Below are 26,844 nucleotides of genomic sequence, written 5' to 3'. Positions count from 1 at the left end.
GTGCTTGTAAATGAGTTCTTATGGCGGTTAGTTTCCGTACACTACGTTAGGTAAAGTGGTGATGACAGGAACACCAAGGTGTTTTTCTAATGCTCTTTTAGAGCGGATAGAGTTATCGGCTAACTCTAGTATCGTCGCTAATCCAATGCCTAAACCAGCGCCACCAATAAATCCTAAAATGACAAATACAAAACTAGGTAAGTTAGTTGGAATCGTTGGCGTGAACGGTTCATCAATGATTTTTACGCGCTTATTCTCTTCAAATTCTCCCAAAGAACCCGTTAGTTGGGCCATCTCATAGCGTTCGACGAGTTCATCATACATTTCTCTCTTCACTGCGACGTCACGAGCTAAGCGGTTGATTTCTGTCGCTGTGCTCCCAAATTGGTGCGCATTTCGCTCTAATTCTTGGATCATGTCTCGCAAGCTGTTGGTTTCTTCCGTAAGTGCTTCAAAACGTCCGCGCATCATTTGTAATTGATGTAGTTGGGAGACAAGTAGAGGCTGTGCTTCGCCAAGACTGTTTACTGTGGTATTGCTCGCGATATCCCATAGTTGAGCACTGTTTAGTTCTGGTTGTTTAGAGTTCAAGAGTACCGAGCGTTCCTGCTCCAACCGGTTTAATTCTCGCAACTTACCTTGCACCAAACTATGCGCCTCTGTGTATTTAGCGCGAAGCAGGGTAAGTTCACTACGAATGTCGATGATTTGCTCTTCCAGTTTACCGATAACCGGGTTCGTTTTGGATAGTTGTTGATCCAAACTGCCTAGACTTCGTGAAACACCAGCAAGCTCCGCTTCCTTTTCGGCTAGCGTTTGTTTGAGGCTAGCAAGGCGAGTAAGGCTTTGAGCTTGCATTTCGGGCGTCGCGTCTGAGTAAGTATTTTTATATTCTGCAAAGGCTTGCTCTGCCTTGTCTAGTTCTTCCCTGCGTTTGTTGATATGGATAGTCAAAAAATGGCTCGAATCTTTAATCGAAGAACGCTCAGGTGCCAAAAGCTGTTCGACAAAATGCTCTCTGACAGAGAGCAGCATCGACTCCATTCCTTCTGATTTACCACTTTGCAATTGAATTTGAATGAAGTCTTTACCGAGTGGCTGAACAGACAGGCGCGACGCAAGATCTTTTATGATGAACTCTTGCTCTTTTGCACTCATCTCGTCATTGATCAGCGATTGTTCTTTTGCGACAGAATACAAAACGTGTCGGCTTTTTAGCAGAGTACTGAGTGCGCTCAATCGGTCTTTAAGCATTGTTGAGACGGCAAGGTCTTGAAGGAACGGGTTCATTTTCGCTGTCTCTTGAATAAGCATGCTGGTATGAGCAACATAAGTCGTCGGAACCAGTTTACTTACGATGAAACCCAGCACAGGCAAGACAAGCATAGGAATAACGATCATGTAGCGACGTCTCCAAGCTCCATGTAACAGTACGCTGAGGTTTTCTCTTAAATCGTTCATAGCGCCCTCACTAATTTATCAACTTGGTTGGCTCTTGCTTCCCAGCTTTGCTGTTGAACAAATGACTTTGAATCTGTCGGTGGCGGTAGGAGGTGATCGAGACTGGCACGCACGTCTTCGACATCTTGAACCACATGAAGCATATGTTTGTAGGGCATTAATGCAGGAAACGGTGTGCTGATAACAGGGGTTCCTGTTGCCAAGTACTCAAGAAGTTTAAGCGGATTACATGCCTTGATTTGAGCGTTATCAACAAAGGGCAACCAACTGGCATCCCAGTGTTGAGAGTAGCTTGGCAAAGTGTGATGAGCTCTTGGGCCGAGATAGTAAACGTTACTTCTTTGAGGTAGCGGATTGTCACTGAGTTCGTTGGGGCCGATGAAAACCAGATCCCAGTCAGGTGCTTGGTCTGCGACTTGGGCAATTAAGTCGTAATCTAACCATTCAGACAAACTGCCATAAAAGCCCAGCACTTTGCGACCATTATTAGGAAAATCTTCAGCCTTAGGTGCTGGCTCAGAAAACAGACTAACGTCGACACCGTGAGGCAAAGTGACGGTTTTACCAGATGGAAATTTGGTGGAGAGTGTTTCGCTTGCCGTAAAGATAACGCTGGCCGCATTAACAAGAGTACGTTCGTGCTTGGCCACCGTGTCGTGGTCAACACCAGCTAAAGCGCTAAAGTCATCGCCACAATAGTAAATCAGTCCACGTGGGTTCATTTCTGCACAAAGATCGGCAGCAGTCGGGAGCGACGTCCAAAATACAGGCTTATCAAAACCAAGAGCTTGTAATTGTTTGTTGAGTTGGTGTTTCATCATCTTAGCGGCCACTTTTCTTGCTAATGCAGAACTAGGGGCAGGAATGGTGAGCAAGTTGATGATGTGAATGTTTGGGTTTGTTTCAGAGTCCAATGTTGGCTTGTGTGAGCCTACGTTATGAAATACACGAGTGAGTTTGTTTAACGCACGCTGTATGTCTTTAGAATCCAGCTTAGGTTGACGAAGGCCAATGGAGTTCACCCAAAGGATTCGATGGTTCGCTGCTAGTTGCTTGACAATATGCTGAGTGGAAGAGGGTAACCCACCAAAATCTTCTCCAAATACTACGATGTCCGTCATGTGGCTCTCCTTGAGTCTTGGTTATTTGATTACTAATTAAGTGAGTAATCACAATGCGTGCCAAGGAATTAGCCATTTTAAAACAGTGAGTTATGGGTTTTGTTTATGTTTGAAACTAGGATTTCTCATTTTGACAGTCACTTTGAACAATTCGGCTAACGACAACTGTTAATGCCGCTAGAATGTAAATTGGCCAAGTGAAACCTTGAGTCAGAAACGTACCTGATACGATGGTACCGATAAGCCCACTTAACACGGCGTTTGCACCAACAGAGAGGGTGTAATCTGATTTTGGTGTCAACAATGAGATGGAATGCAAAGAGGTGCGGATCAATGACACAATTAAAGTAATGAACACCGCGAGCCCGACAAAACCCGTTTCTGCTAACACGCCAAACCAAGTGCTATGGACGGCGTGGTTGATACCATCCCAGTGTGGGCTGTAGAAATAGTAATTAAAGTAGAAGTTATCTAGACCTACGCCAGTCAACGGGTGATGCAGCGCCATTTTAAATGCCGCTTCCCACGCATAAAGTCGCCCCATCGCAGAGGCATCTATACCATCCTCAGCGGCTCCCCCCGATTCTCGTCCTGAAATACCAGCGAATGCGTAGAGTACGATCGCTGCGATAGCGCCTAATACCAAGACTAATGTTTTGCTTTTGATGTGTTTAAAAGCAAAGTAGGCAAATACAGACAGTGAACCTAGTAACCCCCCGCGGCTCTGCGTCTCAATGATCGCAAAGAACAAAACCAAACAGGTGATAAGGGCAAAGAGCCTGAGATGCTTGGGGGAATGCTTCTCCATCAATTGACTAACGGTAAAGGCAAGGGGAAACATCAGCACTAGTGCCAAATCGTTAGGATCGCCAAGTACTGAACCTATGGATCGTCCTATCGACACGCGCGTCCCTTCAACCAAATCAATGCCATTCGCAGCGTTTTGTAATGCCACTAAGCCAATCAATAATCCGGCGAAAATAATTGCTTTTGACATCTGTGCGAGCTGTGAAGGTTTAGTAATAAGCCAGGTGATGGCCAACGTCATAATGATGATTTTCCAATAGGTGTTTTTGAACACCGTTATTGCGATATCACGACTGGAAGCGAATATGATTCCGATGATCACCAGACCCCAAAATATACACAGCCACTTTAATGAAGGGTGCCAAAAAGCTGTAATCTGGCGGCTTATAAGAAGGTGAAAAGCGAGTGCGGCGAGTGCCCCCAATGATAACAGTAATGGGATCTTGAAGTTATAGATAACAGGAAAGGCTTCGTGAATACGAAAGAATGAAAAAATAACGAACAGTGTGACAAGCCAAAACGTTTGATTGAGAACAAACAGTAACGCGAGTGGTGCGAAACACAACGCAACAATCAAAATGGGATGAGGCATAACAATCCAAAGCAGGCCGATACAGACTGTAATCGTCAGTGCTGCGATGGACTGTTTTGTTCTCACCTTGGTTTCATTCATAACGAGTATCTCTTCACCTGTCCACGCCGTTTCACTATGTATCGAGTGAGAGCATTGAGCGTCTCTTTACTCATGTAGCGAGTGGCTATCCCTGCCAGCAAACTGCATGTCAAAATGCAAATTGCGATGGCGATTCCTATTGATTGTGAAGAGTGAAGCAGGAACAGTGCCACACCGGATATAATCTGTAATAAAACCATCAGACTGAGGTGAAAAGGCAACGTCATACATTGTTGGCCTACTACATAAGTCAGGCCCAACTTACACAGTTGTGCGTAATAAAGCGCAATGAACACCCCATAAATACCCAGAGAAGATAAGCCAAACAGCAAAGCAATCGCAACGCACGCAGAGACGACATTTATACCCAGTAGCCAGCGAGTACGACGCTTGTACAAAATGGAGATGTTAATCAACTCACTCCATTCTTTTAACATGGCGATAGGTAGCAAGAATAAGCTGAATAGTACCGCCTCATGATAGGTTTCTGGCAGTAAGTAGGTGATCATCACCATTGCTAATGTGCCGACCACTACACTCAAACCTGTAATGTAAATCATACCTAAGTGTGTGATGCGCACTGCTTCAGTGCTCTTGCGCCCTTCTAAGTAGTTAAATCGACGTGGCATCCACCACATGCCAAACGGCTGCACTAAAATACACATGCCCACTGCAAATTTTACCGCTATCGCGTAAATCCCTAACGTCGCAAGAGAAGTGTTGGCACCAATGAACCAGCGTTCAGCGCCATTGAGACAAAATGCTACTAAACCGGCCATCATCATTGGTAGGCAGTAGTTTAGGTATTGTTTTGCCAATGTCAGCTTAGGAAGGGTGACATTGTAACGGTTAACGATGTGCAGCCAAACAAATTGAGTAATAGCAGCCAACAAGCCCCCCCACAAAACAGAAATAACATGGGGATGAACAGACAGCGCCGCGACGATAAAAATGACCTGAAAAATGGTGGTAGTGACCATGACGTTAAGCAGTGTTCTTGCTTTGTCGTCTTGTGTTCTTAACCAGGCAGTGCCGATTGCAATACTGCCTTCTAGAACGATGGCAAACATAACAATAGCAAATTCGACTCGCGTAAAAGGCGCGGGAATGGGGGCGATTAAAATGATAGTGAGCAAGCTAAGAGCGACGACGCCAGCGATGAGTAAAGCAAGTGAGTACAGCTGGTTTAGTAGGCTTGTGCGCGTATTTTGATCCTTTTCAACGCCGACGAATCGATAAAGCGCTTCATGCAAAGCGAAACTGACAAACAAGGTCGTAACAACACCAAAGGTTGTTAGAAGCTCAAGCTTGCCCATTTGTTCTGGTGAGAGAAAGTGGGGCAATACAGGCAGCATGATTAGGCTGATGCTTTTATTGATCACTAAGGCGATAGCAAATAGCGTCATGTTGGTCATTGCTTTAGACATGATCATATCCTTTGATGTCTCGCGGTGTCTTGAGTGTGCAATCATTGTTGGTAGCAATTTCGGCAGCAAGGTGCTGGGCGATTGGCAAATAACAACGTTCGGCTGTGTATAGTTGAGAAACATTGAGTGCTTCGATACCCATCGTTACTTTCATCCACGGCGATTCATTCAAAAGGCGAATTGCGTTGTGTAACGAAGCCACATTGTTAGGCGTGTATTTAATACAATTTCGGCCGTGAGTTAACACGCGGTCCCAATAACTATCATCATGTGGAATGACGACACACATACCTGCAGCGAGCGCTTCCAAAATAGATAACCCAAAAGGTTCGTTGAGACTGGTGGAAACAAACACACCACACTGTGAACGCAATTCATCTAAGTTGTTTGGGCACTCATGCCATTCAACACCTTGTGTGTTGAAGTCCGGTGTTGAATATTCCACACCTGCCACGTTAGGTTTGATGTAACACACGGTGGATTTGATCTTTTTCGACTCATCAAGTGTTAAAGCATCAAGCAAAAGATCGATGTTCTTCCATTTTAGTAAGCTAGCTGCCCAGAAAACGCGGCTTGAAATCGGATTCGCTTGTTTTGGCCAGCGATCTTTCGATAATCCATTAACAAACGTAGATGTATTCAAACCACACCAATAGCGTTCGGTGGCAGGCTTCTCTGTTTTGAGGTAGGCCTGTAATGCTTCTACCATTGATTCGCGGGTGTTTGCCAAGTGGTAAATTGCCGATGCTTTTACTAAGCAGTAGCCAGCAGATCTCGATCGTCCAATAGGACCATGAACCATCTGTACCACAGGCTTTTTGCTAATTAATCGTAGTAAGTACAAAGGCATATCATTACTTGGGCAAGATAGGCCCAAAAAGCTATCTATTTTTGGCAGCTTCATGCACGCGTAGAGAAGTTGGAGAAAGTAGTAAGCGTTCATCAACCAGTAGGTCAGGCCATGAGTCGAGTTAAATGGTGATGGTTTTATTTTTATAACTTGCACACGCGGTGTATCACTAAGCAGTGACGCCCAATGCTCTGGATTTGTAGTGAGTAGATAACCAATCACGTTCAGCTTATCGCACTGCTTAAGGAGCTCTGCATTCGCGATTTTGGATCCACCTTGCATTGGGATGGCGTCGAACATCAATACACGTTTCATGACCGGGCTCCTCAATTGATGCTCAACCAGCGTGAAAGAGGCTTCATGCAGTGAGTCATTGGCATTGGTGTAATGGCGTTATTATTAAGTTCACCTTCGTAAATACGTTCAATAGCGTTGATAGATGCAGTCGTCGTTAAGTGCTGGCTAGCATGTAGGTAAGCGTTTTCCGCCAGCTTGTTTCTTAATGCCGCGTCTTGCATGACTTGTTGAATCGCGTTTAACAGGCTCGCCATTCCACTGTTCTGGTACAGCAATGCAGAGTGATTATGCTCGAACAACTCAGGAATGCCTCCCGTTTTAGGAGCCACGATGGGCAGTTGAGCTAAAGCCGCTTCCCCGAGCACGAGACCAAAGGCCTCTTCATAGGCGCCGCTAATAAAAGCGTCTGCATTACCACACATCCACGCTCCAGCATTGTGTTGCTCTCCGACAAAGTGCACTCGTTCTTGGATACCAAGATCTGCGGCAAGCTGTTGCAATGCTTCTCTTTCTTCGCCGTCACCAACAATAACAAGGTGAGGGTTGTGGTGGTGGTAGTTGTGCATGCGCATTGCCCGAATAAGGCGGTCAAACCCTTTGCGCTTAATCAGCGAACCCACCGACAGAAAGGTAAAGGCCTGTGATGGGATTCCGAGGCGATCTTTAATGTCGATGGGTGTATCCACGCCTTGAAGTGACACGCCGTTGTGTACGACATGAAGTTGGTTTTGCGGGTAGCCGTCCTGAAGAATTTCGCGTCCAACATCTTTGCTAACGCAAATCAATTTTGGAGAGAGGTGAAGTCCGAGAGAGAAGCGATCGCGCAATGTATAATGGCAATGAAGTTGCGTGACAAGTGGTATATGATTCATGCGAGCAGCCAAACACATCCATTGACAAGGGCCGCCGCTATTGACGTGTACCAAGTCGATGTTGTGCTTTTCGATCAATGCTGAGCCTTGTTTGATAAGGCTATTCCACCCGCTAATATCCCAGCGCGGAGCGCTCCAACCACCCACCAAATTGAAGGTTGAATGTTCCGCTTCAATTCCGAGCGATTGGCACTTATCGATTAATGGTTGGCAGTTGGACCATACGAATGGCTCAAACTTATCGCGGTCGATTCCTGAAATGAGATCCAGAAGCACCACTTCACTGCCGCGAATCCAATTATCACCATAATGAACATATAGAATGCGTTTTGGCGTAGTCATAAGTCACCTCTGTCTCATCATTAATCTGCGTTAACTGCTGAGCTGCAATAGAGATGCCAAAATATGCCATTAGTTTATGTGATTGAATCTTATATGATATTTATGTTTGGAACTCATCATTCTCATATTGAGAACCAATATGGATTAGTGATCCGTTTCAATTTGATATTTTTGTAGCAATACGGGAATCACACTTTGCGCTGAGAAATCATCAATGATGGTTTGTCGAGCATTCTGGCGAATGAGTGATTGTTGCGCTTCACCAATCGATATCCAGTCATGAAGACATTTGGCAAGAGAGGGAATGTCTTCGACGATAAAACCATTTTTACCCGTTTGGATAATATCTGGAAGACGACCTACACGTAAGCTCATCACGGCAATGCCTCTCGACATGGCTTCAAGCGCCGCCATTGGAAGCCCCTCATAACGAGAAGAGATGATAAGTACACTGATATTTTCCCAAACACCTTCCATATCGGTTTGATGGCCGAGGAAAGTCACGTTTGAAGGGGCAGTTTGATTAAGCGACTCTTTTTCTGGGCCATCACCGTACACACTAAACTGTAATGTTGGACAGAGCCTCGCTACCTCAATAAATTGATCGGCGCCTTTTTCCTGACTCAATCGGCCGACAAAAGCGATCTCCTGATAGGCGAGTTGACTGTTGGGAATCGAAACAAAGTTATTCAGCAGTTCTGAAGAACAAAAAACTTTGCGCTGAATACTTGGACTGACAGCAAAGCAATGGTCAGATAGGCTGCCTGAGCTTCTATCAAGCCAATCGTATAGCCATAGTTTCCCTGAGGACGATTCACCAGCATGATAAGTTGAAATCAAACGAGGAAACGTACGGGTGAGCAGTTTGGCGCAGCGCGACAAAATCGACGCTTTATAACCATGGGAGTGAACCACTGAGGGTTGGTGATTGGCGACGGCGCTTGTTAGGTGTTTAATTTTTAAAGCTTTATTGGGCTCGCCAGACAAATAGTTTAAGTAACTCACAGGGATCGCGACTTCTTTTGCCTTCTGTACAATCTGAGCGGCTGGTGAATACTCAGTGGTTAGCACAACTCGAGCTTTGTGTCCAAAGGCGATTAATCCCCGAGCTAGCTCGATAACGTGACTTTCAATGCCACCGAATAGACGGCTATCAAGCAAGATCCAAATTTCACCAATGGCAGGTTTATCAAGATTGTTCGAGATTAATTTCATCCGCTTCCCACGCTTGTTTTTTTCGGTAAACCGTAGATGGGCTTAACTCCAGCATGACAGCGGCGTTGAGGACGTTGCCATCACAGTACGCGATTGCGTTTTGAATTGCCTCACGCTCTACTTGCCACATAGGGCGAATGGTTCCATCAGAGTTAAAGTACGGTGAGGTAGCAGCAGAGGACGGTGTACCAGGCTGCTCCGCTGCGGTAATCGACGGTTCGACCGCAGAAGGTGAAGGTTCCTCAGTATAACCAGGTGGTGGTGTGATTGGTGCAATGTTTGCTGACTCTTGAGCAACATGCGCAGGCGTCGTTGTTTTCGTCACTTTAGACTTTTTAGTGAGTTGAGCGGGTAGGTGGCTCACCGTGACTTTTTCGTCGTTATTAAGCACCACAATGTTACGTATGATGTTTTGTAGTTGCCTTACATTACCCGGCCATTCGTAATGCTTGATGATATGTTGAGCTTCACTGTCGATTGTTGAGAATTTCTTTTTGTCCTGTTTGGCGTAAGTGGTCAAGAAGTGCTTGGTAAGCGTGACGATGTCACTTCCTCGTTCACGTAATGGGGGCATATCAATAGGTATAACGTGCACACGGTAGTATAAGTCTTCACGAAAACGACCTTCTTCTACTTCTGTTAATGGATCTCGGTTAGTGGCACAAATGATTCTCACATCCACTTTCATTTCTCGAGTGCCACCAAGAGGGGTGTAAGTGCCCGTTTGTAGAAAGCGGAGCAACTTCTTTTGCATCTCAAGTTCCATTTCACACAGCTCATCAAGAAAAAGCGTACCACCATGTGCCAGCGTCGCCGCACCTTTTCGATCTGTTGTCGCTCCAGTAAAGGCTCCTTTAACGTGACCAAAAATCTCACTTTCCATCAAATCTCGTGGAATAGCCCCACAGTTAATTGCAATAAAAGGCTTGTCTTTACGGTCGCTCTGGCGGTGGACGGCTTCAGCACAAACTTCTTTACCTGTGCCGCTTTCTCCCACAATAAACACACTGGCAGAAGTTGGCGCAACAGCATCAATGGTCTTGTATACCGCCTGCATCGGGAGACTTGAACCGATGAATCCGTGATAGTTGTGGCGATCAAACTTGGACTGAATATTTTCCACCAAATCTTCCAATTTGGCGCGTTTAAGGTGCAATGCAACTGACGTTTTTAGGCGATCAGCGTTTATGGGCTTTTCTAAGAAATCTTCCGCACCTTTTTGAATTAGATTAACGGCTAAGTCGACGCTGCCGTGCGCCGTAGCAATAATAACGGACGTAGGAATGTCATTCTGGTTGATCCAATCCAGCACGTCTTCGCCAGACATGTCGGGCAGTTTCAAATCGAGAATGATGAGCTGAGGTTTGCTTCTTTCAATAAATTGAATCGCTTCGCGACCTGTCTCGACATGAAAAATGTCATAAGGTTCGTCTTTAACATACTGCTTATAAAGTATGGCTAGTGAAGTAGAGTCCTCTACCAGTAACACCCTTGGTCTCATAGTCCCATCCCAACGTAGTTTGTTTCATTTTTTATGATTTTTGTCAGCACTACTATTTGGCGTTATGAGTGGTTTATTGCTCTCTAGTGCTGAAAATTCTCAATTTGAGAAAAGCGTTATTTAAGTATTAGCACAAGGTAGGAAATTTGCGAAAAATCCATACTTTTTAATTGATTAAGTTATGCCCAAATAATTTCAAGGTGTGTGGCTTGGCGAGGGTGACTGAATTTGGAGTCTAAATTTCTGAGATGATGTCGGCATCGCGCTTTATCAAACGCGATGCTTCGCTAGGGAGTAAGACACTGATACTACTCAAACCCTTGAGCTTTTCGCTTTTCTAACGCATCAAACGATTCATTGGCGAGTTGAGGAAGTGTTTCACAAAGCTCCAATGCTTTTGGTATTTTTCCTTCGACACAGTACTTCTCAATCATTCTTGCTTGTCTTGAAAGCGTTCGATTGCCTAGAGCGAGAGCAGAACTGCCCAGTGTGTGAACCTCGAACTCTAATGTTTGAAGATCTTTTGTGCTTAATGCTTGCTCTATTTTCTCCATGCGATCACGTGACTCTTCGACATAGTGATCAATCAAGGTAGGGATGATTTCGGCGCACGTATCTTTGATCATTTGCTGAAGAATATGCTCATCCACTAATTCTTGCTCGATAGTCAATGTGTTATTTATCGTCATAATAGCGCTCCCTATAACATAAACAGTTCGCTTTTTTTAATTTGCTGAGACAGTTTTTCTTTCCACTTTTTTGGTAAGAAACGCAGCTTGGAAACTTGGCGGATTAACTCATCTTTCAGGCTTGGAGTGTGCTTCATGTTCAGTACAGAACCAATCAAGTTCGCATCGCTAGCATCGAGTAGCTTTTTGGCTTGCTCGAGCTGGGTTGCAGTCGTAGAGCCATAATGCGCTACTAACAAAGTAGCATCACATACGCCAGCAATCACTTGAGGCGCAATATTGCTTCGGTTGACACTAAGAAGTGGTGATGTATCTATCACGACGCGCTCGTACTGCGTTAACCATTGTGCAATGTTTTGTTTCAGCGTTGTTGGGTCTCGGTACGCTAACTGAGTACTGGCGAGAGATGGAGCTGGGAGGCCGACTAAAGTTTGATGTGTATTCTCTCGTGTGATCAAATGGCCAACCTTCTCGTCATCATCAAATTCGTGAACAGTGTGATAAGCGGGTTTGAATAAGTTGAGGTCTACATACAAAGTATTGTGGCCTGCTAAAACCAAGCGCTCTGCAAGAGATGAAGCCACGGAAGTGACACCATCTTCAGATTTACAACCCACAACACAAATCGTTTTGTGGCCTTTCTGTTCACTCTGAAGATAAATTTGTTCAATCTCAGCGTGAGTTGCAGGAATAGTCATTACAACGCTCCTATTAACACGATGGTTGTGGTGATTTGTAAAATATCTCTTAATCCGGCCCTCGCTTTTTCAATAAAGCTTTCGTCTTTATGGGGAATGTAAATCGTGTCGCCTGCGCGAATGACTGGCAGCTCATAAATGTTGGCTGTTTTACTAAAGTTCACCAAATCAAATGTTCGGGCTTGGCCCTGGCAGCAAGACATATTGACCACACTGATCTTTTCAAGGTAGGCATTGTCAGTTGGTCCTCCTGCTTCCGCTAACAGATCAAGCACAGTCATGTTGTCATTGAATACGTATCGCCCTGGGTCTCTTACTTCACCTAATACGCGTACCGTGGACTCTTTTGAACGATCTAACCAGTTTTTGTTTTTTTCTGGAATGTAAATGGTATCACCAGGACGAACGTGGGGCAGAATTGATTCATCACCTGTTTCAAAGTACATCGATAAATTCAATTTACTCACTTTGGCATAACCTAGGCCTCGGTGTGTGACACGGATGTTGTGAATATCTGCATCCATTGTCGGTCCATCGGCGGCAGACAAAATATCCAGAAAATGCATATCTTCAGTGAAACGATAGCGCCCAGGTGCATTGATTTGCCCGAAAACGTATATCGATGCGTCAGAGCTTTGGCTTACCCATTGCGATTTATTATCGGATGGGTCGTCAGGCAATGCATGTACCCTTACGACTGTACCAGCGGAAACTTGAGGTAGACTTGATGTTGGTGAGCCATCCAGAATGTATTGGTCTAAGTCAAATTGTGTCATTTGACCGTTATTGGCGACTTCAATTTTGGTGGTATCAGCTCGTCGAGTTGGGCCTCCAACGTGTGCAAGCAGATCAATCAAATCCATTTCGTCTGACCACTCGATGCGTCCAGGGCGAACAACTTCTCCCATCACTGCGACCGCTCGACTAGGTGCTACTTTTAACCAAGACTTCTCATTGAAATCGGTTTTCTCCGGCACGAAAATCGCGTCTCCCGGTCCAACATTTGGTGGTCTGGCTGAAGATAGTCCTTCTGTATGCGCGGTAAGATCGAATTTGATGACTTTGCCATCGGCTTTTATAACGCGAATTTGGCGAGATTCTGCGTAGCGAGTGGGCCCGCCAGCGTTGGCGAGGATATCCATGAAGCTAGCGCCTTGCTTGCCTTCGTATGCCCCAGGATGGGCGACTTCACCCATCACGTAAACCACATTTGCACCTGCTTTGATTTCTTCTTCCTGTTTTGGGACAAAGATGGTGGCACCTGGCAGGATCTCTGGCAGTAGGCTTTGGTCTCCAGTATCAAGGTACTTTTTCAGGTTAAACATGGTTGGGTTATTGTTTGTTATCACTCGAATTTGCTCAACACTGGCATATCGTGTCACGCCGCCAGCTCGCATTACGACATCAACTAGCGTGGTGTTTGGCTTGTATGAGAACGAGCCAGGTGCGTTGACTTCACCAAAGACTTTGATTGCACGAGCGGAATCTGCGCTGTCACCTGAATTCGCGAGTTTTGCTGCATCAAACTCTTGCTCAATATTCCCAACGAGTGGGGAAGCGGGGACAAATAAGACATCCAGTGATTCTAGTTTTGGCAGCTGGCTATTGTCACCCGTATCAAGGAAGCGTTTGTAGTCAAATTCAATGTTTTTATTTCCACGTTTCACGATCATTTTATCAAGCTGAGCCCCTGCGCGCAGGCCGCCAGCCTCGTACACAAACATTTGAATGTTGGACCCAGAAGGTAAGGTATATTCACCGGGTTTGACCACGTAGCCTTGAACGGACACTAACAACTGTTGCTGTTTAATAAAAACTCGAGCGTTGTTAACGTCACGATACACGGTCTTTAGCCTGTCGATAATCACGTCTTGGAGTTGTTGTTCATTGTAGCCGGCCACTAATACAGGGCCGACTTCTGGTAAATTAATTCGTCCACGACGATCAACCTGAAACCCTTGGTTTAACGACGCCTCTCCGGGTAAGTTAATCTGTATTAAATCACCGACCTTAACAGTATTGCTCTCATCTGCTATGGAAGATGGTACCCACGCGACCAGACACAACAACATTAAGAGGATAAATGGTTTCATCGTGTTCATAGCGCGCCTCCTGCCGTTGGGTTGCGGTTTATTGAGGTATCGCTATCTGAATTAGGGCTAATAACCTCGATGCTTACTCGACGATTAGTTAAACGCACGGCAGATGTTTCACCTTCATAGAGTGGCAGGTTATCTCCGACAGATTTGGTAGTGACTCTCTCTGAAGTGATACCAAATACGGTTAGGTAACGCTTTACTTGTTCCGCACGCGCTTGAGCAAGTTTCTGGTTGTAATCGGGTGTTCCAGTTGCATCCGCATGCCCCGTTACTACAAGAGATAGGTTAGGGTGGTCACGTAAAATGTAGGCTGCTTCTGCCAAATGTCCCATGTACTTCGGGTTGATTTCTGCTGAATCGACAGCAAACTGGTTGTCGATATTAAGTAGTGCATAGATATCCGAGACTATGTTTAGGTCGCTACGTAGTGCTTCAATATCATCGGGCGGTGTGCAAGTGGTTTGGCTCAGTACGTAGTCGAGTTGTTGTTCGAGCTGGTTTAAGCGTCGACGCTGAATCACAAGGTCGTTGGCAGCGTCGAGTAAAAGCCCACCTTCTAACTCGCGCGCAATTCTATTTTGTTTTTCAAGGGCCTGAACAACTGCCGCAGGAAAACACCAGCGCGCGCCCTCTTGGATTAGTGCGTCTAGATGTAACTTGGTCAATTGCCAATCAAACCTTAACCCATGTTCTGGACCTAAAGGCTCGTCAGGCATTACTGGGGAAAACTGATAATTCTCGATCGAGATATCTTGATAGCTTTCCGCCAAGCCACCTTTCCCGTGTTCTGGGTAGTCAAACGACGAACAACCAAACATGCCGACAACAAGACCGCTTACTGCATATCGTCGTAAAAGATTTACCATGCCAACCTCCGTTTAAACCGGTATTTTTAGTGTCCTTTTGAGTTAACGGGAATGGCATGGTTGATACGAAGCAAGCTCATGATTTCTAAAGGTTGGCCTGATACGTTTTCAATACTCATGCTTCTTTCACGTTCAACTAGACGCTTATATAAGTAAACAATGGCACCAATCCCTGAAGAATCAAGAAATTGGACGTGCTGTAGGTTAATTTCGACTTCTTTGTGATGATTGTTGTGAATTACTTCATCAATGTGATGTTGTGCTTGTCGACAGCCGCTTGCGTCTAAGTCACCAAAAAACTCAATGGCTAACTTGTCTTGATTGATTTCTAGTTTGCGTAATTCCATGACTCTGTCTCCGTTTGTTTTTCTAATTGGATATAGAGCAGGTAACGTGCCAATTTGAAATTAATGAAAAATCAAACAGTTAAATATTGTTAATGATATTGTTCAATTTGAGAAAGGACTGATTCTCAAATTGAGAATCAAAAACGCACAGAGAAATGGTTTGCTTATAAGAGATTTTGAGCCGAAAGAAGTCGTTAGACCGGGGGAGGCACGTCATGATTAGATTCCAACTCGATTGACGAGCCATCCGCCTTACGAGAATAATGTGTAACGACTAAATGCAAAACCTGTCTAAAGTTTATGATTATCTTTGCAAATTATTACTAATGTTGATTGTTATGAGTCGAAGAATAACTAGTAATAAATAGGTCATCGAGAGGACTTACGTTTCAATAAAGGCGATTTTTTGTACAAGGTCTTCTTATGCCATTAAAAATGACATTAATTGCGCTGGCTGTTATGGCAGCGTCTTCACAGCCTCAAGCGGATACTTCTCTCGCACCACCAGTTTCTCTTGCACAAAGCTATCAGGATGGCATTGATGTGTCTGAATATTGGTATAGCGAAAAACTTGATGGTGTTCGCGCTTATTGGACTGGGCAACATCTCGTGACGAGAAATGGTAATCGAATCTACGCCCCAGATTGGTTTACAGGACCTTTGCCTGATTATCCGTTGGATGGTGAACTTTGGGCTGGGAGAGGTAACTTTCATCTTGTTCAGCAAACGGTATTAGATAAAACTCCTGTAGAGTCTGCTTGGCGACATATCGACTTTATGATCTTTGATATGCCATATTCCGCTGGTGATTATCGGAAGCGTTATTACAACATCAAAGATTTAGTGCTTGAAGTCGACCAGCCTCATATCAAATATGTCGAGCACCGAGCCATTCAAAATGAAGCTCATCTGTTTACACAGTTGGATAAAATTTCAATATCCGACGGTGAAGGGGTGATGTTGCGGAAGGTATCAAGCCGCTATCAGGCTGGACGCGGTAGTGATTTGCTTAAACTAAAACGATACGCAGATGATGAAGCGTTAGTTGTGGGTTATAAGCCAGGAACAGGGCGCTTATTAGGTATGATGGGAGCAATGTTAGTTCGCTTACCAAATGGCATTGAGTTTTACATCGGTAGCGGATTTACCGATGAAGTGCGTCGCCAGCCTCCGAAAATTGGTTCAACCATTACATTTAGATATAACGGTTTTACACATACTGGTAAACCACGTTTTGCTCGATTCTTGCGTGAAAGGTTGAAGGAATAGAACGCTCTGCACTTACTAGTTGCCAACGGTTACGCCACATCGTTTGAAGAGACCCTGCCAAAACTGAACGTGGTTTAGGGTTTCTTGCCTAAATGTCCTATGTGCCTCAATGATGCCATACTGGTGACCATGGAGTTGCATACGGTTCTCCACCAAAGTGGCACCATCATTAAGTTGTTGATAGGTACTGTCTAAATAAGCCAAATAAGGTTGCACTTCTTCAACGTAAATGGATTGAAAGACATTTCTTAAGTAGCGGAACTGAGTGGTGTCTCTGTTCGGCCCGCACAATACATTGCTCTGGTTCTGCTCAAGTAGCTGAGTTGTCGCTTTTAACCAAAGGGATGTATTTACCATTGAATAGTAAAGTCGTCCGAGTAAACGAGATTTCTCTAACTCTTCTTGATATTGCGTAACTTCCACATCGGGTAGACGTGAGACCGCGCGGTGGGGTAAATCATACATTTCGCTGAAAATACGATAGACATCGTTAATGCGTGCAATATCATTCGTCGTGTCTTGAGATAGCCAATCAGAGGCAGTTAGTTGCTTTTGCATGGCATCACTTACGAGTAGTAAGTTGTCGAGATGAATGTCTAAATGTTGCCACTTGGTTGCGTAAAGCTCTGTCAATGTCGCGCGTTCTTCATCGCTAAGTGGAAATTCGGATAAACATCGATTCATGACTCTTAAAAGGGCAGTTTGATAATCAAAATCATGAAAGGCATCCTGCACCTTTCCAAGTTGTGAGTTTTTCTCGGCAAGTAAATTAAAGAGTCCGCACTGTCGTAATTGATAGCTCTCTAGCAGGCCAATAGATAGCCTTGGCAATGGCTCGAACAAAACGCGTTTCGCAGGAATCGTTACCGTAGACTGTAATGTTATTGGAATAGCAGGAGCTTCCAATACATTGGCTACACGTTGATGATACTTATCAAACATGGCGTTCTCTGGATTAAACCAGTTATCACAACCATTAAGAATCAAGATTAAGAACAATAAAATAGACCGCACAAATATCCTTTTTTATAACTTCGTATCCGTTGTCTAGAGAGCAAAATCAACCGCTTCGTAATCTTGTTATAAGTATACTCAACCGTGTGATTATTCGATCAAAAAAGCCAGCGGATGCTGGCTTTTTTACTTTTTATTGAACTGAAAAGTTCAATTGCACTTCTGGCTCTTGGCGATGCATCCAACGCATTCTGACGCCTAACAGAAAGGCCGCAGAAGATAGGCCGATGATAAAACCAAGCCAGAAGCCTTGTGCTCCCATTGGCTCGACAATCCAGTCTGTACGGCCAAGGACGTAACCAATTGGCAGCCCAAGAATCCAATAAGCAATAAAAGTACGGTTGAAGATAGCTCGCATGTCTTTATAGCCGCGTAATGCACCAGCTGCGATCACTTGAACCGCATCCGTACATTGATAAACAGCGGCAAATACGAGCAGGTGCATCGCTAGAGTGATTACCTCTGGGTTGCTAGTGTAAAGCTCGGCGATCCACTCACGAGACAAGACGGTTAAAATCGCTGTGAGAACGGACAATGCTAGACCAACCATAATGCCGACTCGTGACGCTACGCGCGCGCCATCTACGTTTTCTTCACCAAGTCGATGGCCGACACGAATGCTTACTGCTGCACCAATACTCATTGGTAGCATAAATACCAACGAGGAGAAGTTAATCGCGACTTGATGCGCTGCCACAATGATAGGACCCAGTGGTGAAACGAGCAGTGCAACGACAGCAAACAGTGTTACTTCAAAAAACAGCGCTGCTGCAACAGGAAAGCCGAGCTTGAATAGACGAACTTGCGCTTTCCATTGTGGGCGATGCCATTCTCCAAATAGGTTGATGCTTTTCAATCGCTCTGATGTCATCACATACAGCAATAGCATGGCAAACATGACCCAGTAAACAATCGTGGTTGCTACACCACAGCCAACACCGCCTAATTCAGGTGCACCAAACTTGCCGTACACGAAAATCCAGTTTAGAGGAATGTTGAGCAGCAAACCGATAAAGCCAATAACCATTGCCGGTTTCGTCAATGACATACCATCCGTAAAGCTTCTAAGCGTTTGGAAAAGTAAAAAAGCGGGTACTGCTAATATAACGGCATGAATGTATCCCACCGTTTTTTCAGCCATCAGTGCTTCAACATCCATCAGCCCGAGAATAAACTGGGTTTGAAGCAGGACTGCAATTATCGGCACACTGATCAGCAATGCCAAAACGACGCCTTGCTGAATTTCAAACGGGATTTTCACTCGACGACCAGAGCCATTTAACTGTGCGACAACAGGGACCAATGCCATTAATAAACCCACCCCAAACAAAATGGATGGTAGCCAAATACTTGAAGCGACAGAAACCGCAGCCATGTCGGTGGCGCTAACGCCGCCAGCCATTACGGTATCAACAAACCCCATACCAGTTTGAGCGACAGATGCGATCAATACCGGGGTCGCCAATTTGATAAGACTTGATGCTTCTTCTTTATAGCGATGCACGAAAAATACTCCAGAGCGGAACAATAAGTTGAAAGAATGAGAGTACTCGAGGGCAAAAGATGTGGTGAACGGATCTGATGATTGATTTTAGTCACGATAAGGTGAAAAAATGCCTCGGAGAAACTCCGCGCAAATGATAAACAATTGTATGTTCATATTCCATAGCTAGGTAGCGAATAGTCGATAACACTGACTGGACGCTCTCCACGCTAAGGATACGCTTTTACTGAGAACAGCAGCGAATCATGGTAATGTTGAAGCATGCATGAGAACAAACCAGTGTTCATTAAGCCATGGCTTTATCGTCTGCGGTCTTTATTTCCGACCTGTAGCGCAGTGTTTAGGGCTTAGTCTTCGACTACAGTTGGTATTAAATCAATAGGTAAAAAGAAATGTTTACAGGAATAGTTCAGGGTACGGCGAAGGTCGTTAAAATTGATAAAAAAGAACGCTTTCAAACGCACGTTGTCGAGTTAAGCGATGAACTTTGTAAAGGGTTAGAAATTGGTGCATCCGTTGCACACAACGGATGTTGTCTAACTGTGACTAAGATCGAAGGCAACCTTATCAGTTTTGATTTAATGCAAGCGACATTGGCTCTTACTAATTTAGGTCGGCTGGTGGAAGGGGATAGCGTAAACATTGAGCGCGCGGCTAAGTTTGGTGACGAAATAGGCGGGCATAGCATGTCTGGTCATATTAGTTTAACGGCAGATATTGTCGATATCATCGATACGCCCAATAACCGCACGATTTGGTTCCAACTGCCGCAAGAATCAATGAAATATGTATTAGCGAAAGGTTACATTGGTTTAGATGGCTGCTCGCTAACTATTGGTGAAGTTGAAGCGTGTCGTTTTTCGGTACACCTAATTCCAGAGACCTTGCAGCGAACGCTTTTCGGAGTGAGACAAGTAGGGGAGCGTGTTAATATTGAGTTTGATCCTCAGACTCAAGCAATTGTTGATACTGTTGAGCGCGTTCTTGCAGCAAAACAGCTTTAGAATGAGAAAAAGGAGCCGAGTGCTCCTTTTTCATTTAAGCGTTTTTATATTTCTGATGTTCACATGCTCGAGCTGCTATTCGTAATTGTCATCGATAAATAGTTCGACCTTGTCTTGTAGCTCATCCACTCGCATATTTAGGTGGATAGCGTGGCAACAAGCTGGGCAATCATCATAAAATTCTTGGTCACCATTGCTTGCATCCAATGTAATGCTGATAGAATGTCCGCAATGCGGGCACTTTACATACCTTTCGGTATAATTTTTCATACAACAACTCCTAATCTCGCAGGGCTTTTAAACACACTATTCATCAAGGAAGTACAGCCCTTTACTTACTTTGCCTACAAGGAAAATAGGCACAATCCAAAGTTAAGTCTCCTTTGATATTAGGTCGAGTTGTTGCTAATTGAGTCGAAATAAGTACAAAACTTGACCCCAAACTCAACCTTGAGCTTAGGGTGATTTTCTGTAGTGATGTGCCTCGAGATTTTACATCTTGAAATATGCAGTGGCTTCCAAATTAATAAGAAATGATTTTATTAATAACCAGTTGAGCCTGTTCCAAGTAATGGCCGCCAAACAAATTACAATGGTTGAGAACATGGTAAAGGTTATAGATATCTTTACGCTCTTCATAGCTTGAAGAAAGTGGTATAACCGATTCGTAGCCTTGATAAAATTCTGGTTGAAATCCACCAAAAAGCTCTGTCATCGCAATATCACACTCCCTGTCCCCCCAATAGCATGCAGGATCGTAACAGATAGGACCGAATGCAGTGAGTGCCGCATTTCCATTCCATAAATCGCCATGCAACAAAGAAGGTTCCGGAGCATGGTTTGCTAGCCGCTGTTTTACGACGTCGATAAAGTCATCGATATCAACCAAGGTGACGCCTTTTTCTTTAAGGAGCTGTAATTGCCATCCTATGCGTTGCTCAGCAAAGAATACACACCATTTCTTGTGCCATTTGTTGGGCTGTAGAGTCGAACCGAGATAGTTGTCGGTATCAAAACCAAACTCTTTTTGCTCGCCCCACTGGTGTAGGTGAGCTAATTGCTGCCCAAATTTAAAGCTGTTGGGACCATCTTCTAATGGTTTCGTTGGAAGGTAGTTAAGAATTAGGAATGAGGCATTTTTGGTTTTACCAACCAATACCACCTCAGGTACAAATAGGGTTGATGTTTCACGCAAAAGATGCAGGCTTTCAGCTTCTACCTCAAATTTAGACAAAAACTCGCGATCGTTAATTTTCACAAAATAACGTTGCTCGCCATCATTGATCATGTAGCTTTCACTGATATCCCCACCAGACAGCCTTACTTTTTCCGTGATCTGGTAATCGAACAATAAAGTATCAGAAAGCTGTTGCGATATTGCTTGCCACATACAAAACCTCGCGAATCTATTTGACCACCAATAGTTTAGGATAAATAGCAGGGAGTTGGCGCTATGTTGAGCATACTTAGTAAAGAAACCTTCCTCTTAGTGTAGTCAATTTGTATAAATGTGAATCAAATCGCTTATAAGCCTCTGATTTGTTGGCTTAGCATATGGAGATGAACGTTTACAACAGGTATTATGATTTTTTTGACGTTAGTTCCATTGGTGGCATGAAAATACTGATATGTGATGACTCAGCTGTTGCAAGAAAGCTTATTGCGCGTTCTATCGTACAAGATACATCATTGCATCTTATTGAAGCGCAAGATGGTTATGAGGCGCTTAATATTCTTGCTGAGCAAAATATCGATATTTTGTTTCTCGATTTAACGATGCCTATAATGGATGGTTTTGAGGTCCTCGAATCATTACCTGTTAGTCAGTACCCGACCAACATCGTCATTATTTCTGGAGATGTTCAACAAGAGGCAAAACAGCGCTGTCTCGATCTTGGTGCTCAAGCTTTTATCGCTAAGCCTCTGACAGAAGAGCAGGTGCTCCCACTATACGAACAATTAGGACTGCATTATGCGTTCAAACCTAGTCATTCGGTTGATTCTAAAAACCAGGGTTGCGAAGAGCTTTCCTTACTAGCCAAATTCCGTGAAATTGCGAACATTGCCCTTGGTAAAGGGGCTGCGATTATGGCCGACCATTTACATGAGTTCATACAACTTCCTGTTCCTCATGTTGGACCGTTGTCCTACGGCGAGCTTCATATGACACTGGTTGATGTGGTTGGGCGTGACAGTTCCGTTGCGGTAGCGCAGAGGTTTGTCGGTGGTGGTATTCACGGAGAGGCACTGGTGTGCTTACGTGGTAGGGATATCAATCAGATTGGGGAAAAATTAGGTTACCTCCTTGAGTTTACGCCTCATAATGAAATCATCTTGAATATCTCTAACCTACTGGTTTCGTCATTTCTCACATCATTGGGCGATCAACTCGACAAGCAGTTCTCACTTCGTCAGCCAGGCATTGTGGATACCTTAACACCTTATTGTGAAGAGCAAGGCGAGTTGGGTGAGCTCTTTACTATCGAATACACCTACATGGCAGAAGCGCTCGATTTCGAGTGCGAGGTACTGTTTTTAATTGATAAGCCATCCGTAGAAATAATCTATGAAATCATGGAGCTAATCTAATGTCCGATATCACGCTGGACATAGCAGACTTTCATTGGGTCACACAAATTCTCGATACGATGGATTCAGGGCTTATTGTTTTGGATCAAGAGTATAAAGTGTGTGTGTGGAACAGTTTTATGCAGTCATACAGTGGCATTCTATCACAAGAAATTCTTGGTGAATGTTTATTTGAGCATTTTGAAGAGCTGCCAAGAACTTGGCTAGAAACCAAGATAAAAGCTGCCGCCGATCTGGAAACTCGTTCTTTTTCTAGCTGGGAAAACCGACCGTATCTTTTTAAGTTCAACAATTTTTCTCCGGTTTCAAACAGCAGTGATTTTATGTATCAAGATATCGTGATCACGCCGTTAATTGGGCTCTCAGGAGAGGTCAGCCACATAGCGATTCAAGTCAATGATGTTTCTGAAACTGCGAGAAATCGCATTCATTTGAAAGAAACAAATCAACATTTGTCGGAAATCAGTCGCAAAGATGGTTTAACAGGTTTATTTAATCGCGCTTATTGGGAGCAATCATTGAAAGATGAGTTTGCTCACTTAAAAGTTATCGACGGACCATGCTCATTAGTAATATTCGATATCGACCACTTTAAGAAGGTGAATGATACTTATGGTCACCCGACAGGGGACGAAGTCATTCGTCGAACCTCTGCCTTGTTGAGAAAAACAGCAAGAAGCAGTGACATCTGCGGTCGTTTTGGTGGTGAAGAGTTTACCGTACTACTTCCTCACACAAACCAGGAGCAAGCTTGCTATTTCGCAGAGCGTTTGCGCAAAAGAATTGAGCAAGAGATCGTGAAAGTGGAAGATTTTTTGATTAATTACACGATAAGTATTGGTGTTTGCGAGTATAAGCCTTATTTTGAAACTCACACTCAATGGTTAAAGAGTGCCGATGCTGCGCTGTATCGTGCAAAAGAAAATGGTCGTAACCAAACCTGTTTGCATGAAAATGGCTGAAATATAAAAAGGTTTGAAGAAACCCTGTATCCGAATTCAGTGAAGCAAAGCTCAATTGTTTGAAAATCATCCAGTTGGTTCGTGAATGTTTGTTAATATGAAATAAGTTAATGAAATTTTCTCGGCATGTCTTACTATTGAAACTATTCTGCTTTCAGCTTCGAAGGCTTGCAATAAACGGAGAAAAACAGTGGTTTTAGAAACCGATGGATATCTCGCTCTTATCGAGCACTTGTCTCTAAATCTAGATATTTTTACGACCGAAATTGGCGACACTGGATCCGAAAGCATCGAAGATGTTGTCACCGATATGGTGGCTTCAAACATCATGGCGATTTTTGAGCAAAATCCAGAACTTCACTCGAGCGTACGTTTCAAATTGTTGAAAGAGGCTGATGCAGTTGTTGAAGATCTTGGTGAGATATTGGCTGGGGTATGGCATAAAAAAGCGACCAATGAACAGATCACGTTCCTTGATGAATACATCGCTCTGGTCAAAAATCTGTTCGATAATGCTGTTGCGACTTACGACTGATATTGTTTTAACTTACAGCAATGTCCGGTTAAGAGTAAGAAGAGTTACATTGTAACTCTTCTTATTTGCCAAAACTTAGATGCCCAGTATGGGTTGTCGATTCTTGAAATAATCACACCTCTAGACGTCGATGCATGCATGAACTGCTTGTTACCCAAGTAAATTCCGACATGATAAGTTGTACGTCTTGTTTTAAAAAACACTAGATCCCCTTGCTTGGCATCCGTCCAACTTAACTCCACACCTTGCGTTGATTGCTGCCTCGTTGTCCTTGGTAACGAGAGCTGATAAGCCTCAATAAACGCTTTTTGTACAAATGCTGAGCAATCAATTCCAGATTTCTGTGTCCCGCCTAAGCGATAAGGCGTGCCGTGCCACTCTGTGTAAAACTCGAACAAGTCGGGGTTGTCCGACAATAGCTGATTTGTAGGTGCTGTCACTTGAGCTTGCTCACTAGGCTCAGGCCCAGAAGAGCAGGCGCTTAGTAGCACACTGATTATCAAAGGAAAATATACTCGACGCAAATCACCACCTGTCATCTCTATGACTCACAACTGAAATATTAGTGTCATAACCAATCCATAGTATGGGCTGCAAATCACGGTTTTGTCTCACAAATGTGACGGAATCACTGCAGAACCGATTCAACCTTAAGAAAGAATAAAAATTGATTATGGCAAAGCGAAAACGCTCACGCACATCACTTTCACTGATTCAGGCTGTCAGTGCAACATTTTTAACTATCATTGCTCTTGTTATAGCCCTTTCTGTCTCAAGTTTCAAAGGAATGGAACAGGTAGGGGAACAATTTGAAGACTTGTCGCAAAAAGCATTACCAATCGCGATGGCAAACGCAAAGTTAACCAGGAATGTATTGGAGATGGTTAAGCTACTCAACCATGGTATGCAGATTACTGAGCCGAAAGAGTTGCCTCTCGTAAAAGAGCAAATCGACTCTCTTGCAACTCAAAGCACAACTTTGGTTGTGAAAGCGTCTGGTGTAGCTCAGCAACTCTCGGAGGAGTTAGACACCAAACTAGCGCGTTTACATAACATCACGCAGTCCATTTTGTTGAAGCAATCTTCGGTGATACAAATTCAAATGGATATTGATGCCGCTGTTGGTGGTTTTCGCTATGGGCTTAGCTCTATCGGCCCGGAAATGAATCGAATCAGTTCGTTCCTTAGTGCTGATAATCCTGAGTCGAGCGATGCCGCTAACCGTTTCATTGCTTCTGCAAGCTCAATGGAAAGTACGTTCTTAGTCATGATGATGCACTCAGAATTAAACAAAGCCGAAAAAGAATACCGAGAAATGCGAAATCGCATAGCAGGTATTAAACTCGCCTATGAAGACTTCCAATCTTTCCATCCTGAAGTAAGTGAATATGCAAGCTTAACCGCACCATATGAGATGGTGAAACAAGGCTTTAGTGAAAAGGGCGTGCTGCGTTTGATCCTCGCCAAACTAGAACAAGGGGAATTGCAACGTTCAGAGTTTAAACAGGCTTCGATGCTTGCGGATGAAACCATGCGGTTACTTGATCAAATCTCCCAAACCGCTGGTCAGTTGATCGATGAAAAGGAGCGGGTGGTCAACGAGACCATTGAATCGGTGAGCGTTGTGCTCGTGTTTGCGGCGTGTGTGATTTCTTTTATTATTCTTGTTACTTGGTTTAGTCTCAAGTCATGGACAAACCGAGGGTTAAGGAATGTACTAACGCGTCTTTCAGCACTTACCGAACATGATTTTCGTGACAAGGCAGAAGAAGTTGGCCCCTATGAGCTGAAAGAAGTAGCACGAAAGTTGAATCAAGTAATCGATTCCACACATGACTCCATTCAAACGGTGACGCGCAATTGTGAAACGCTTTATCAGACGGCAGAAGTAAGTCACAGTGCAGCCGAACAAACAAGTGATGGGTTGGCAACACAAAATGAAGCGTTGTCGAGTATGATCACGACCATAACGCAGCTTGAAGCCTCTATTCGTGAAATAGCAATGGTGACAAATGCATCTTCACAGGACTCGCTCCTTGCAACCCAACACACTGAAAAAGGGGTTCAAGTCGTGGAACAAAACCGCGAACGTTTGGAGTCATTAGAAAGCTCTTTGGATGTAAATGAACAGTCAATGTTAGAGCTAGACCAGCGTGTTAAACAGATTCGTGAAATGGTGGATATGATCAGTGGGATCGCGGACAACACCAACTTACTTGCTCTCAACGCGGCAATAGAGGCTGCCCGTGCTGGTGAGCAAGGGCGTGGATTTGCGGTTGTCGCTGATGAAGTTCGCAAACTTGCAAGTGATACCTCTCAACAAACTACGAACATCCGAGAAATGATGAGCGAGCTTATTACTGCCGCAGAGCGCTCGCGCCAAGCAGTTAATGATTCAAGAGAAGAAATGACCCACGCGCTACAGTCCAGCAATGAAGTGAAATCGACATTCTCTGATATCAACCTCGCGGTTAAGCACATTCAAGAACGTGTTGAGCAAATCTCAGTTGCTACAGAAGAACAAGAACGAGCGACGGCAGATGTATCTCAATCCATCACACATATTTCTGATCTTGGCGAACGCACAAAGCTGCAGCTTGAGTCTATGGTTGAGAGTTCTGAGCAAGTGGCGGAAATTGCTGGGCACCAGCAAGCAATGCTGCACAAGTATGAGCTTCATCAGACCAAGTAAATGAGATGTT

The 26,844-nt window shown here is 44.2% G+C and carries 24 protein-coding genes; 6 read left to right on the top strand and 18 right to left on the bottom strand.

The genetic code is table 11. From position 1 onward, the window contains the following. Positions 1-27 precede the first annotated feature (27 nt). From R8O11_RS09045 to R8O11_RS08985, 13 genes are all read right to left on the bottom strand, one after another. Positions 28-1,461 (bottom strand): GumC family protein, encoded by a 1,434-nt coding sequence (locus R8O11_RS09045; RefSeq protein ID WP_005377649.1) that lies wholly within the window; start codon positions 1,459-1,461, stop codon positions 28-30. Beyond that, positions 1,458-2,582 (bottom strand): glycosyltransferase, encoded by a 1,125-nt coding sequence (locus R8O11_RS09040; RefSeq protein ID WP_136977081.1) that lies wholly within the window; start codon positions 2,580-2,582, stop codon positions 1,458-1,460. Before R8O11_RS09040 ends, R8O11_RS09045 begins: the two co-directional genes overlap by 4 nt. A gap of 115 nt (positions 2,583-2,697) precedes the next feature. Further along, the gene (locus R8O11_RS09035) at positions 2,698-4,062 is read right to left on the bottom strand and encodes an O-antigen ligase family protein (RefSeq protein WP_005377645.1); all 1,365 of its coding nucleotides are present in this window, start codon (positions 4,060-4,062) and stop codon (positions 2,698-2,700) included. Continuing rightward, a complete protein-coding gene (locus R8O11_RS09030; protein WP_017820656.1) occupies positions 4,059-5,489 on the bottom strand; it encodes a lipopolysaccharide biosynthesis protein in 1,431 nt (476 codons plus the stop codon). Before R8O11_RS09030 ends, R8O11_RS09035 begins: the two co-directional genes overlap by 4 nt. Further along, positions 5,482-6,654: a glycosyltransferase gene (locus tag R8O11_RS09025; protein WP_269334072.1), complete on the bottom strand. Its 1,173-nt coding sequence runs from the start codon at positions 6,652-6,654 to the stop codon at positions 5,482-5,484. The genes R8O11_RS09030 and R8O11_RS09025 overlap by 8 nt, the downstream gene beginning before the upstream one ends. Before the next feature lie 11 nt (positions 6,655-6,665). Further along, positions 6,666-7,850 carry a glycosyltransferase gene (locus tag R8O11_RS09020; RefSeq protein ID WP_025766676.1) on the bottom strand — a complete coding sequence of 395 codons (1,185 nt, stop codon included), beginning with the start codon at positions 7,848-7,850 and terminating at the stop codon, positions 6,666-6,668. A gap of 144 nt (positions 7,851-7,994) precedes the next feature. Continuing rightward, positions 7,995-9,065, bottom strand: a complete 1,071-nt coding sequence (locus R8O11_RS09015) for a glycosyltransferase family 4 protein (protein WP_258508884.1) — start codon at positions 9,063-9,065, stop codon at positions 7,995-7,997. Then, positions 9,040-10,566, bottom strand: coding sequence for a sigma-54-dependent transcriptional regulator (locus R8O11_RS09010; protein WP_269334071.1), 1,527 nt, complete (start codon positions 10,564-10,566; stop codon positions 9,040-9,042). The genes R8O11_RS09015 and R8O11_RS09010 overlap by 26 nt, the downstream gene beginning before the upstream one ends. Before the next feature lie 308 nt (positions 10,567-10,874). After that, on the bottom strand, positions 10,875-11,255 hold the full coding sequence (locus R8O11_RS09005) for an Hpt domain-containing protein (RefSeq protein ID WP_005377636.1): 381 nt from the start codon (positions 11,253-11,255) through the stop codon (positions 10,875-10,877). 11 nt (positions 11,256-11,266) lie between these two features. Beyond that, the gene (locus R8O11_RS09000) at positions 11,267-11,953 is read right to left on the bottom strand and encodes an AAA family ATPase (RefSeq protein WP_005377635.1); all 687 of its coding nucleotides are present in this window, start codon (positions 11,951-11,953) and stop codon (positions 11,267-11,269) included. Beyond that, entirely contained in the window at positions 11,953-14,055 is a 2,103-nt protein-coding gene (locus tag R8O11_RS08995) for an SLBB domain-containing protein (protein WP_318148406.1), read from the bottom strand. The genes R8O11_RS09000 and R8O11_RS08995 overlap by 1 nt, the downstream gene beginning before the upstream one ends. Further along, on the bottom strand, positions 14,052-14,918 hold the full coding sequence (locus R8O11_RS08990) for an OmpA family protein (protein WP_017634930.1): 867 nt from the start codon (positions 14,916-14,918) through the stop codon (positions 14,052-14,054). Before R8O11_RS08990 ends, R8O11_RS08995 begins: the two co-directional genes overlap by 4 nt. A gap of 26 nt (positions 14,919-14,944) precedes the next feature. Beyond that, a complete protein-coding gene (locus R8O11_RS08985; RefSeq protein WP_017634929.1) occupies positions 14,945-15,265 on the bottom strand; it encodes an STAS domain-containing protein in 321 nt (106 codons plus the stop codon). 423 nt (positions 15,266-15,688) lie between these two features. Here R8O11_RS08985 and R8O11_RS08980 point away from each other — a divergent pair, with 423 nt between their 5' ends. Continuing rightward, a complete protein-coding gene (locus R8O11_RS08980; protein WP_017634928.1) occupies positions 15,689-16,534 on the top strand; it encodes a DNA ligase in 846 nt (281 codons plus the stop codon). Positions 16,535-16,549: 15 nt separating this feature from the next. Here R8O11_RS08980 and R8O11_RS08975 read toward each other — a convergent pair whose 3' ends face one another. Together R8O11_RS08975 and R8O11_RS08970 are read right to left on the bottom strand one after the other, a co-directional pair. Beyond that, positions 16,550-17,548 carry a DUF3080 domain-containing protein gene (locus tag R8O11_RS08975; protein ID WP_053303081.1) on the bottom strand — a complete coding sequence of 333 codons (999 nt, stop codon included), beginning with the start codon at positions 17,546-17,548 and terminating at the stop codon, positions 16,550-16,552. Between the two features lie 133 nt (positions 17,549-17,681). Continuing rightward, a complete protein-coding gene (locus R8O11_RS08970) occupies positions 17,682-19,052 on the bottom strand; it encodes an MATE family efflux transporter (RefSeq protein ID WP_053303080.1) in 1,371 nt (456 codons plus the stop codon). Between the two features lie 392 nt (positions 19,053-19,444). Between R8O11_RS08970 and R8O11_RS08965 the strand changes: the two genes are divergently transcribed. Further along, positions 19,445-20,056 (top strand): riboflavin synthase, encoded by a 612-nt coding sequence (locus R8O11_RS08965; protein WP_005377625.1) that lies wholly within the window; start codon positions 19,445-19,447, stop codon positions 20,054-20,056. Positions 20,057-20,131: 75 nt separating this feature from the next. Here R8O11_RS08965 and R8O11_RS08960 read toward each other — a convergent pair whose 3' ends face one another. Beyond that, a complete protein-coding gene (locus tag R8O11_RS08960; RefSeq protein WP_047102257.1) occupies positions 20,132-20,326 on the bottom strand; it encodes a CPXCG motif-containing cysteine-rich protein in 195 nt (64 codons plus the stop codon). Positions 20,327-20,579: 253 nt separating this feature from the next. Continuing rightward, positions 20,580-21,446: a fructosamine kinase family protein gene (locus R8O11_RS08955; RefSeq protein ID WP_047102259.1), complete on the bottom strand. Its 867-nt coding sequence runs from the start codon at positions 21,444-21,446 to the stop codon at positions 20,580-20,582. Positions 21,447-21,670: 224 nt separating this feature from the next. Between R8O11_RS08955 and R8O11_RS08950 the strand changes: the two genes are divergently transcribed. From R8O11_RS08950 to R8O11_RS08940, 3 genes are all read left to right on the top strand, one after another. Continuing rightward, positions 21,671-22,645: a response regulator gene (locus tag R8O11_RS08950; RefSeq protein WP_042523017.1), complete on the top strand. Its 975-nt coding sequence runs from the start codon at positions 21,671-21,673 to the stop codon at positions 22,643-22,645. Continuing rightward, positions 22,645-23,607 carry a GGDEF domain-containing protein gene (locus R8O11_RS08945; RefSeq protein WP_005377621.1) on the top strand — a complete coding sequence of 321 codons (963 nt, stop codon included), beginning with the start codon at positions 22,645-22,647 and terminating at the stop codon, positions 23,605-23,607. The genes R8O11_RS08950 and R8O11_RS08945 overlap by 1 nt, the downstream gene beginning before the upstream one ends. A 190-nt stretch (positions 23,608-23,797) precedes the next feature. Then, positions 23,798-24,142, top strand: a complete 345-nt coding sequence (locus R8O11_RS08940; RefSeq protein ID WP_005377620.1) for a DUF3802 family protein — start codon at positions 23,798-23,800, stop codon at positions 24,140-24,142. A gap of 44 nt (positions 24,143-24,186) precedes the next feature. Here the strand turns inward: R8O11_RS08940 and R8O11_RS08935 are convergent, their stop codons facing one another. Next, complete coding sequence (locus R8O11_RS08935; RefSeq protein WP_005377619.1) at positions 24,187-24,681, bottom strand: NlpC/P60 family protein; 495 nt, start codon at positions 24,679-24,681, stop codon at positions 24,187-24,189. 134 nt (positions 24,682-24,815) lie between these two features. Here R8O11_RS08935 and R8O11_RS08930 point away from each other — a divergent pair, with 134 nt between their 5' ends. After that, on the top strand, positions 24,816-26,834 hold the full coding sequence (locus tag R8O11_RS08930) for a methyl-accepting chemotaxis protein (protein WP_017820668.1): 2,019 nt from the start codon (positions 24,816-24,818) through the stop codon (positions 26,832-26,834). The last annotated feature ends 10 nt before the right edge of the window (positions 26,835-26,844 follow it).

It is taken from the genome of Vibrio sp. 1288, assembly GCF_033344475.1.
The sequence above is the reverse complement of the archived record's forward strand: the minus strand, read 5'-3'. Positions and strand labels throughout refer to the sequence as shown.

What these genes read in the sequence shown, in the direction of transcription:
- R8O11_RS08965 (WP_005377625.1), top strand. Translation starts at nt 19,445, where the DNA reads ATGTTTACAGGAATAGTTCAGGGTACGGCGAAGGTCGTTAAAATTGAT.
- R8O11_RS09005 (WP_005377636.1), bottom strand. Translation starts at nt 11,255, where the DNA reads ATGACGATAAATAACACATTGACTATCGAGCAAGAATTAGTGGATGAG.
- R8O11_RS08935 (WP_005377619.1), bottom strand. Translation starts at nt 24,681, where the DNA reads ATGACAGGTGGTGATTTGCGTCGAGTATATTTTCCTTTGATAATCAGT.
- R8O11_RS09000 (WP_005377635.1), bottom strand. Translation starts at nt 11,953, where the DNA reads ATGACTATTCCTGCAACTCACGCTGAGATTGAACAAATTTATCTTCAG.
- R8O11_RS08995 (WP_318148406.1), bottom strand. Translation starts at nt 14,055, where the DNA reads ATGAACACGATGAAACCATTTATCCTCTTAATGTTGTTGTGTCTGGTC.
- R8O11_RS08945 (WP_005377621.1), top strand. Translation starts at nt 22,645, where the DNA reads ATGTCCGATATCACGCTGGACATAGCAGACTTTCATTGGGTCACACAA.
- R8O11_RS09040 (WP_136977081.1), bottom strand. Translation starts at nt 2,582, where the DNA reads ATGACGGACATCGTAGTATTTGGAGAAGATTTTGGTGGGTTACCCTCT.
- R8O11_RS08960 (WP_047102257.1), bottom strand. Translation starts at nt 20,326, where the DNA reads ATGAAAAATTATACCGAAAGGTATGTAAAGTGCCCGCATTGCGGACAT.
- R8O11_RS09045 (WP_005377649.1), bottom strand. Translation starts at nt 1,461, where the DNA reads ATGAACGATTTAAGAGAAAACCTCAGCGTACTGTTACATGGAGCTTGG.
- R8O11_RS08950 (WP_042523017.1), top strand. Translation starts at nt 21,671, where the DNA reads ATGAAAATACTGATATGTGATGACTCAGCTGTTGCAAGAAAGCTTATT.
- R8O11_RS08980 (WP_017634928.1), top strand. Translation starts at nt 15,689, where the DNA reads ATGCCATTAAAAATGACATTAATTGCGCTGGCTGTTATGGCAGCGTCT.
- R8O11_RS08990 (WP_017634930.1), bottom strand. Translation starts at nt 14,918, where the DNA reads ATGGTAAATCTTTTACGACGATATGCAGTAAGCGGTCTTGTTGTCGGC.
- R8O11_RS08985 (WP_017634929.1), bottom strand. Translation starts at nt 15,265, where the DNA reads ATGGAATTACGCAAACTAGAAATCAATCAAGACAAGTTAGCCATTGAG.
- R8O11_RS09010 (WP_269334071.1), bottom strand. Translation starts at nt 10,566, where the DNA reads ATGAGACCAAGGGTGTTACTGGTAGAGGACTCTACTTCACTAGCCATA.
- R8O11_RS08955 (WP_047102259.1), bottom strand. Translation starts at nt 21,446, where the DNA reads ATGTGGCAAGCAATATCGCAACAGCTTTCTGATACTTTATTGTTCGAT.
- R8O11_RS09035 (WP_005377645.1), bottom strand. Translation starts at nt 4,062, where the DNA reads ATGAATGAAACCAAGGTGAGAACAAAACAGTCCATCGCAGCACTGACG.
- R8O11_RS09025 (WP_269334072.1), bottom strand. Translation starts at nt 6,654, where the DNA reads ATGAAACGTGTATTGATGTTCGACGCCATCCCAATGCAAGGTGGATCC.
- R8O11_RS08930 (WP_017820668.1), top strand. Translation starts at nt 24,816, where the DNA reads ATGGCAAAGCGAAAACGCTCACGCACATCACTTTCACTGATTCAGGCT.
- R8O11_RS09030 (WP_017820656.1), bottom strand. Translation starts at nt 5,489, where the DNA reads ATGTCTAAAGCAATGACCAACATGACGCTATTTGCTATCGCCTTAGTG.
- R8O11_RS09015 (WP_258508884.1), bottom strand. Translation starts at nt 9,065, where the DNA reads ATGAAATTAATCTCGAACAATCTTGATAAACCTGCCATTGGTGAAATT.
- R8O11_RS09020 (WP_025766676.1), bottom strand. Translation starts at nt 7,850, where the DNA reads ATGACTACGCCAAAACGCATTCTATATGTTCATTATGGTGATAATTGG.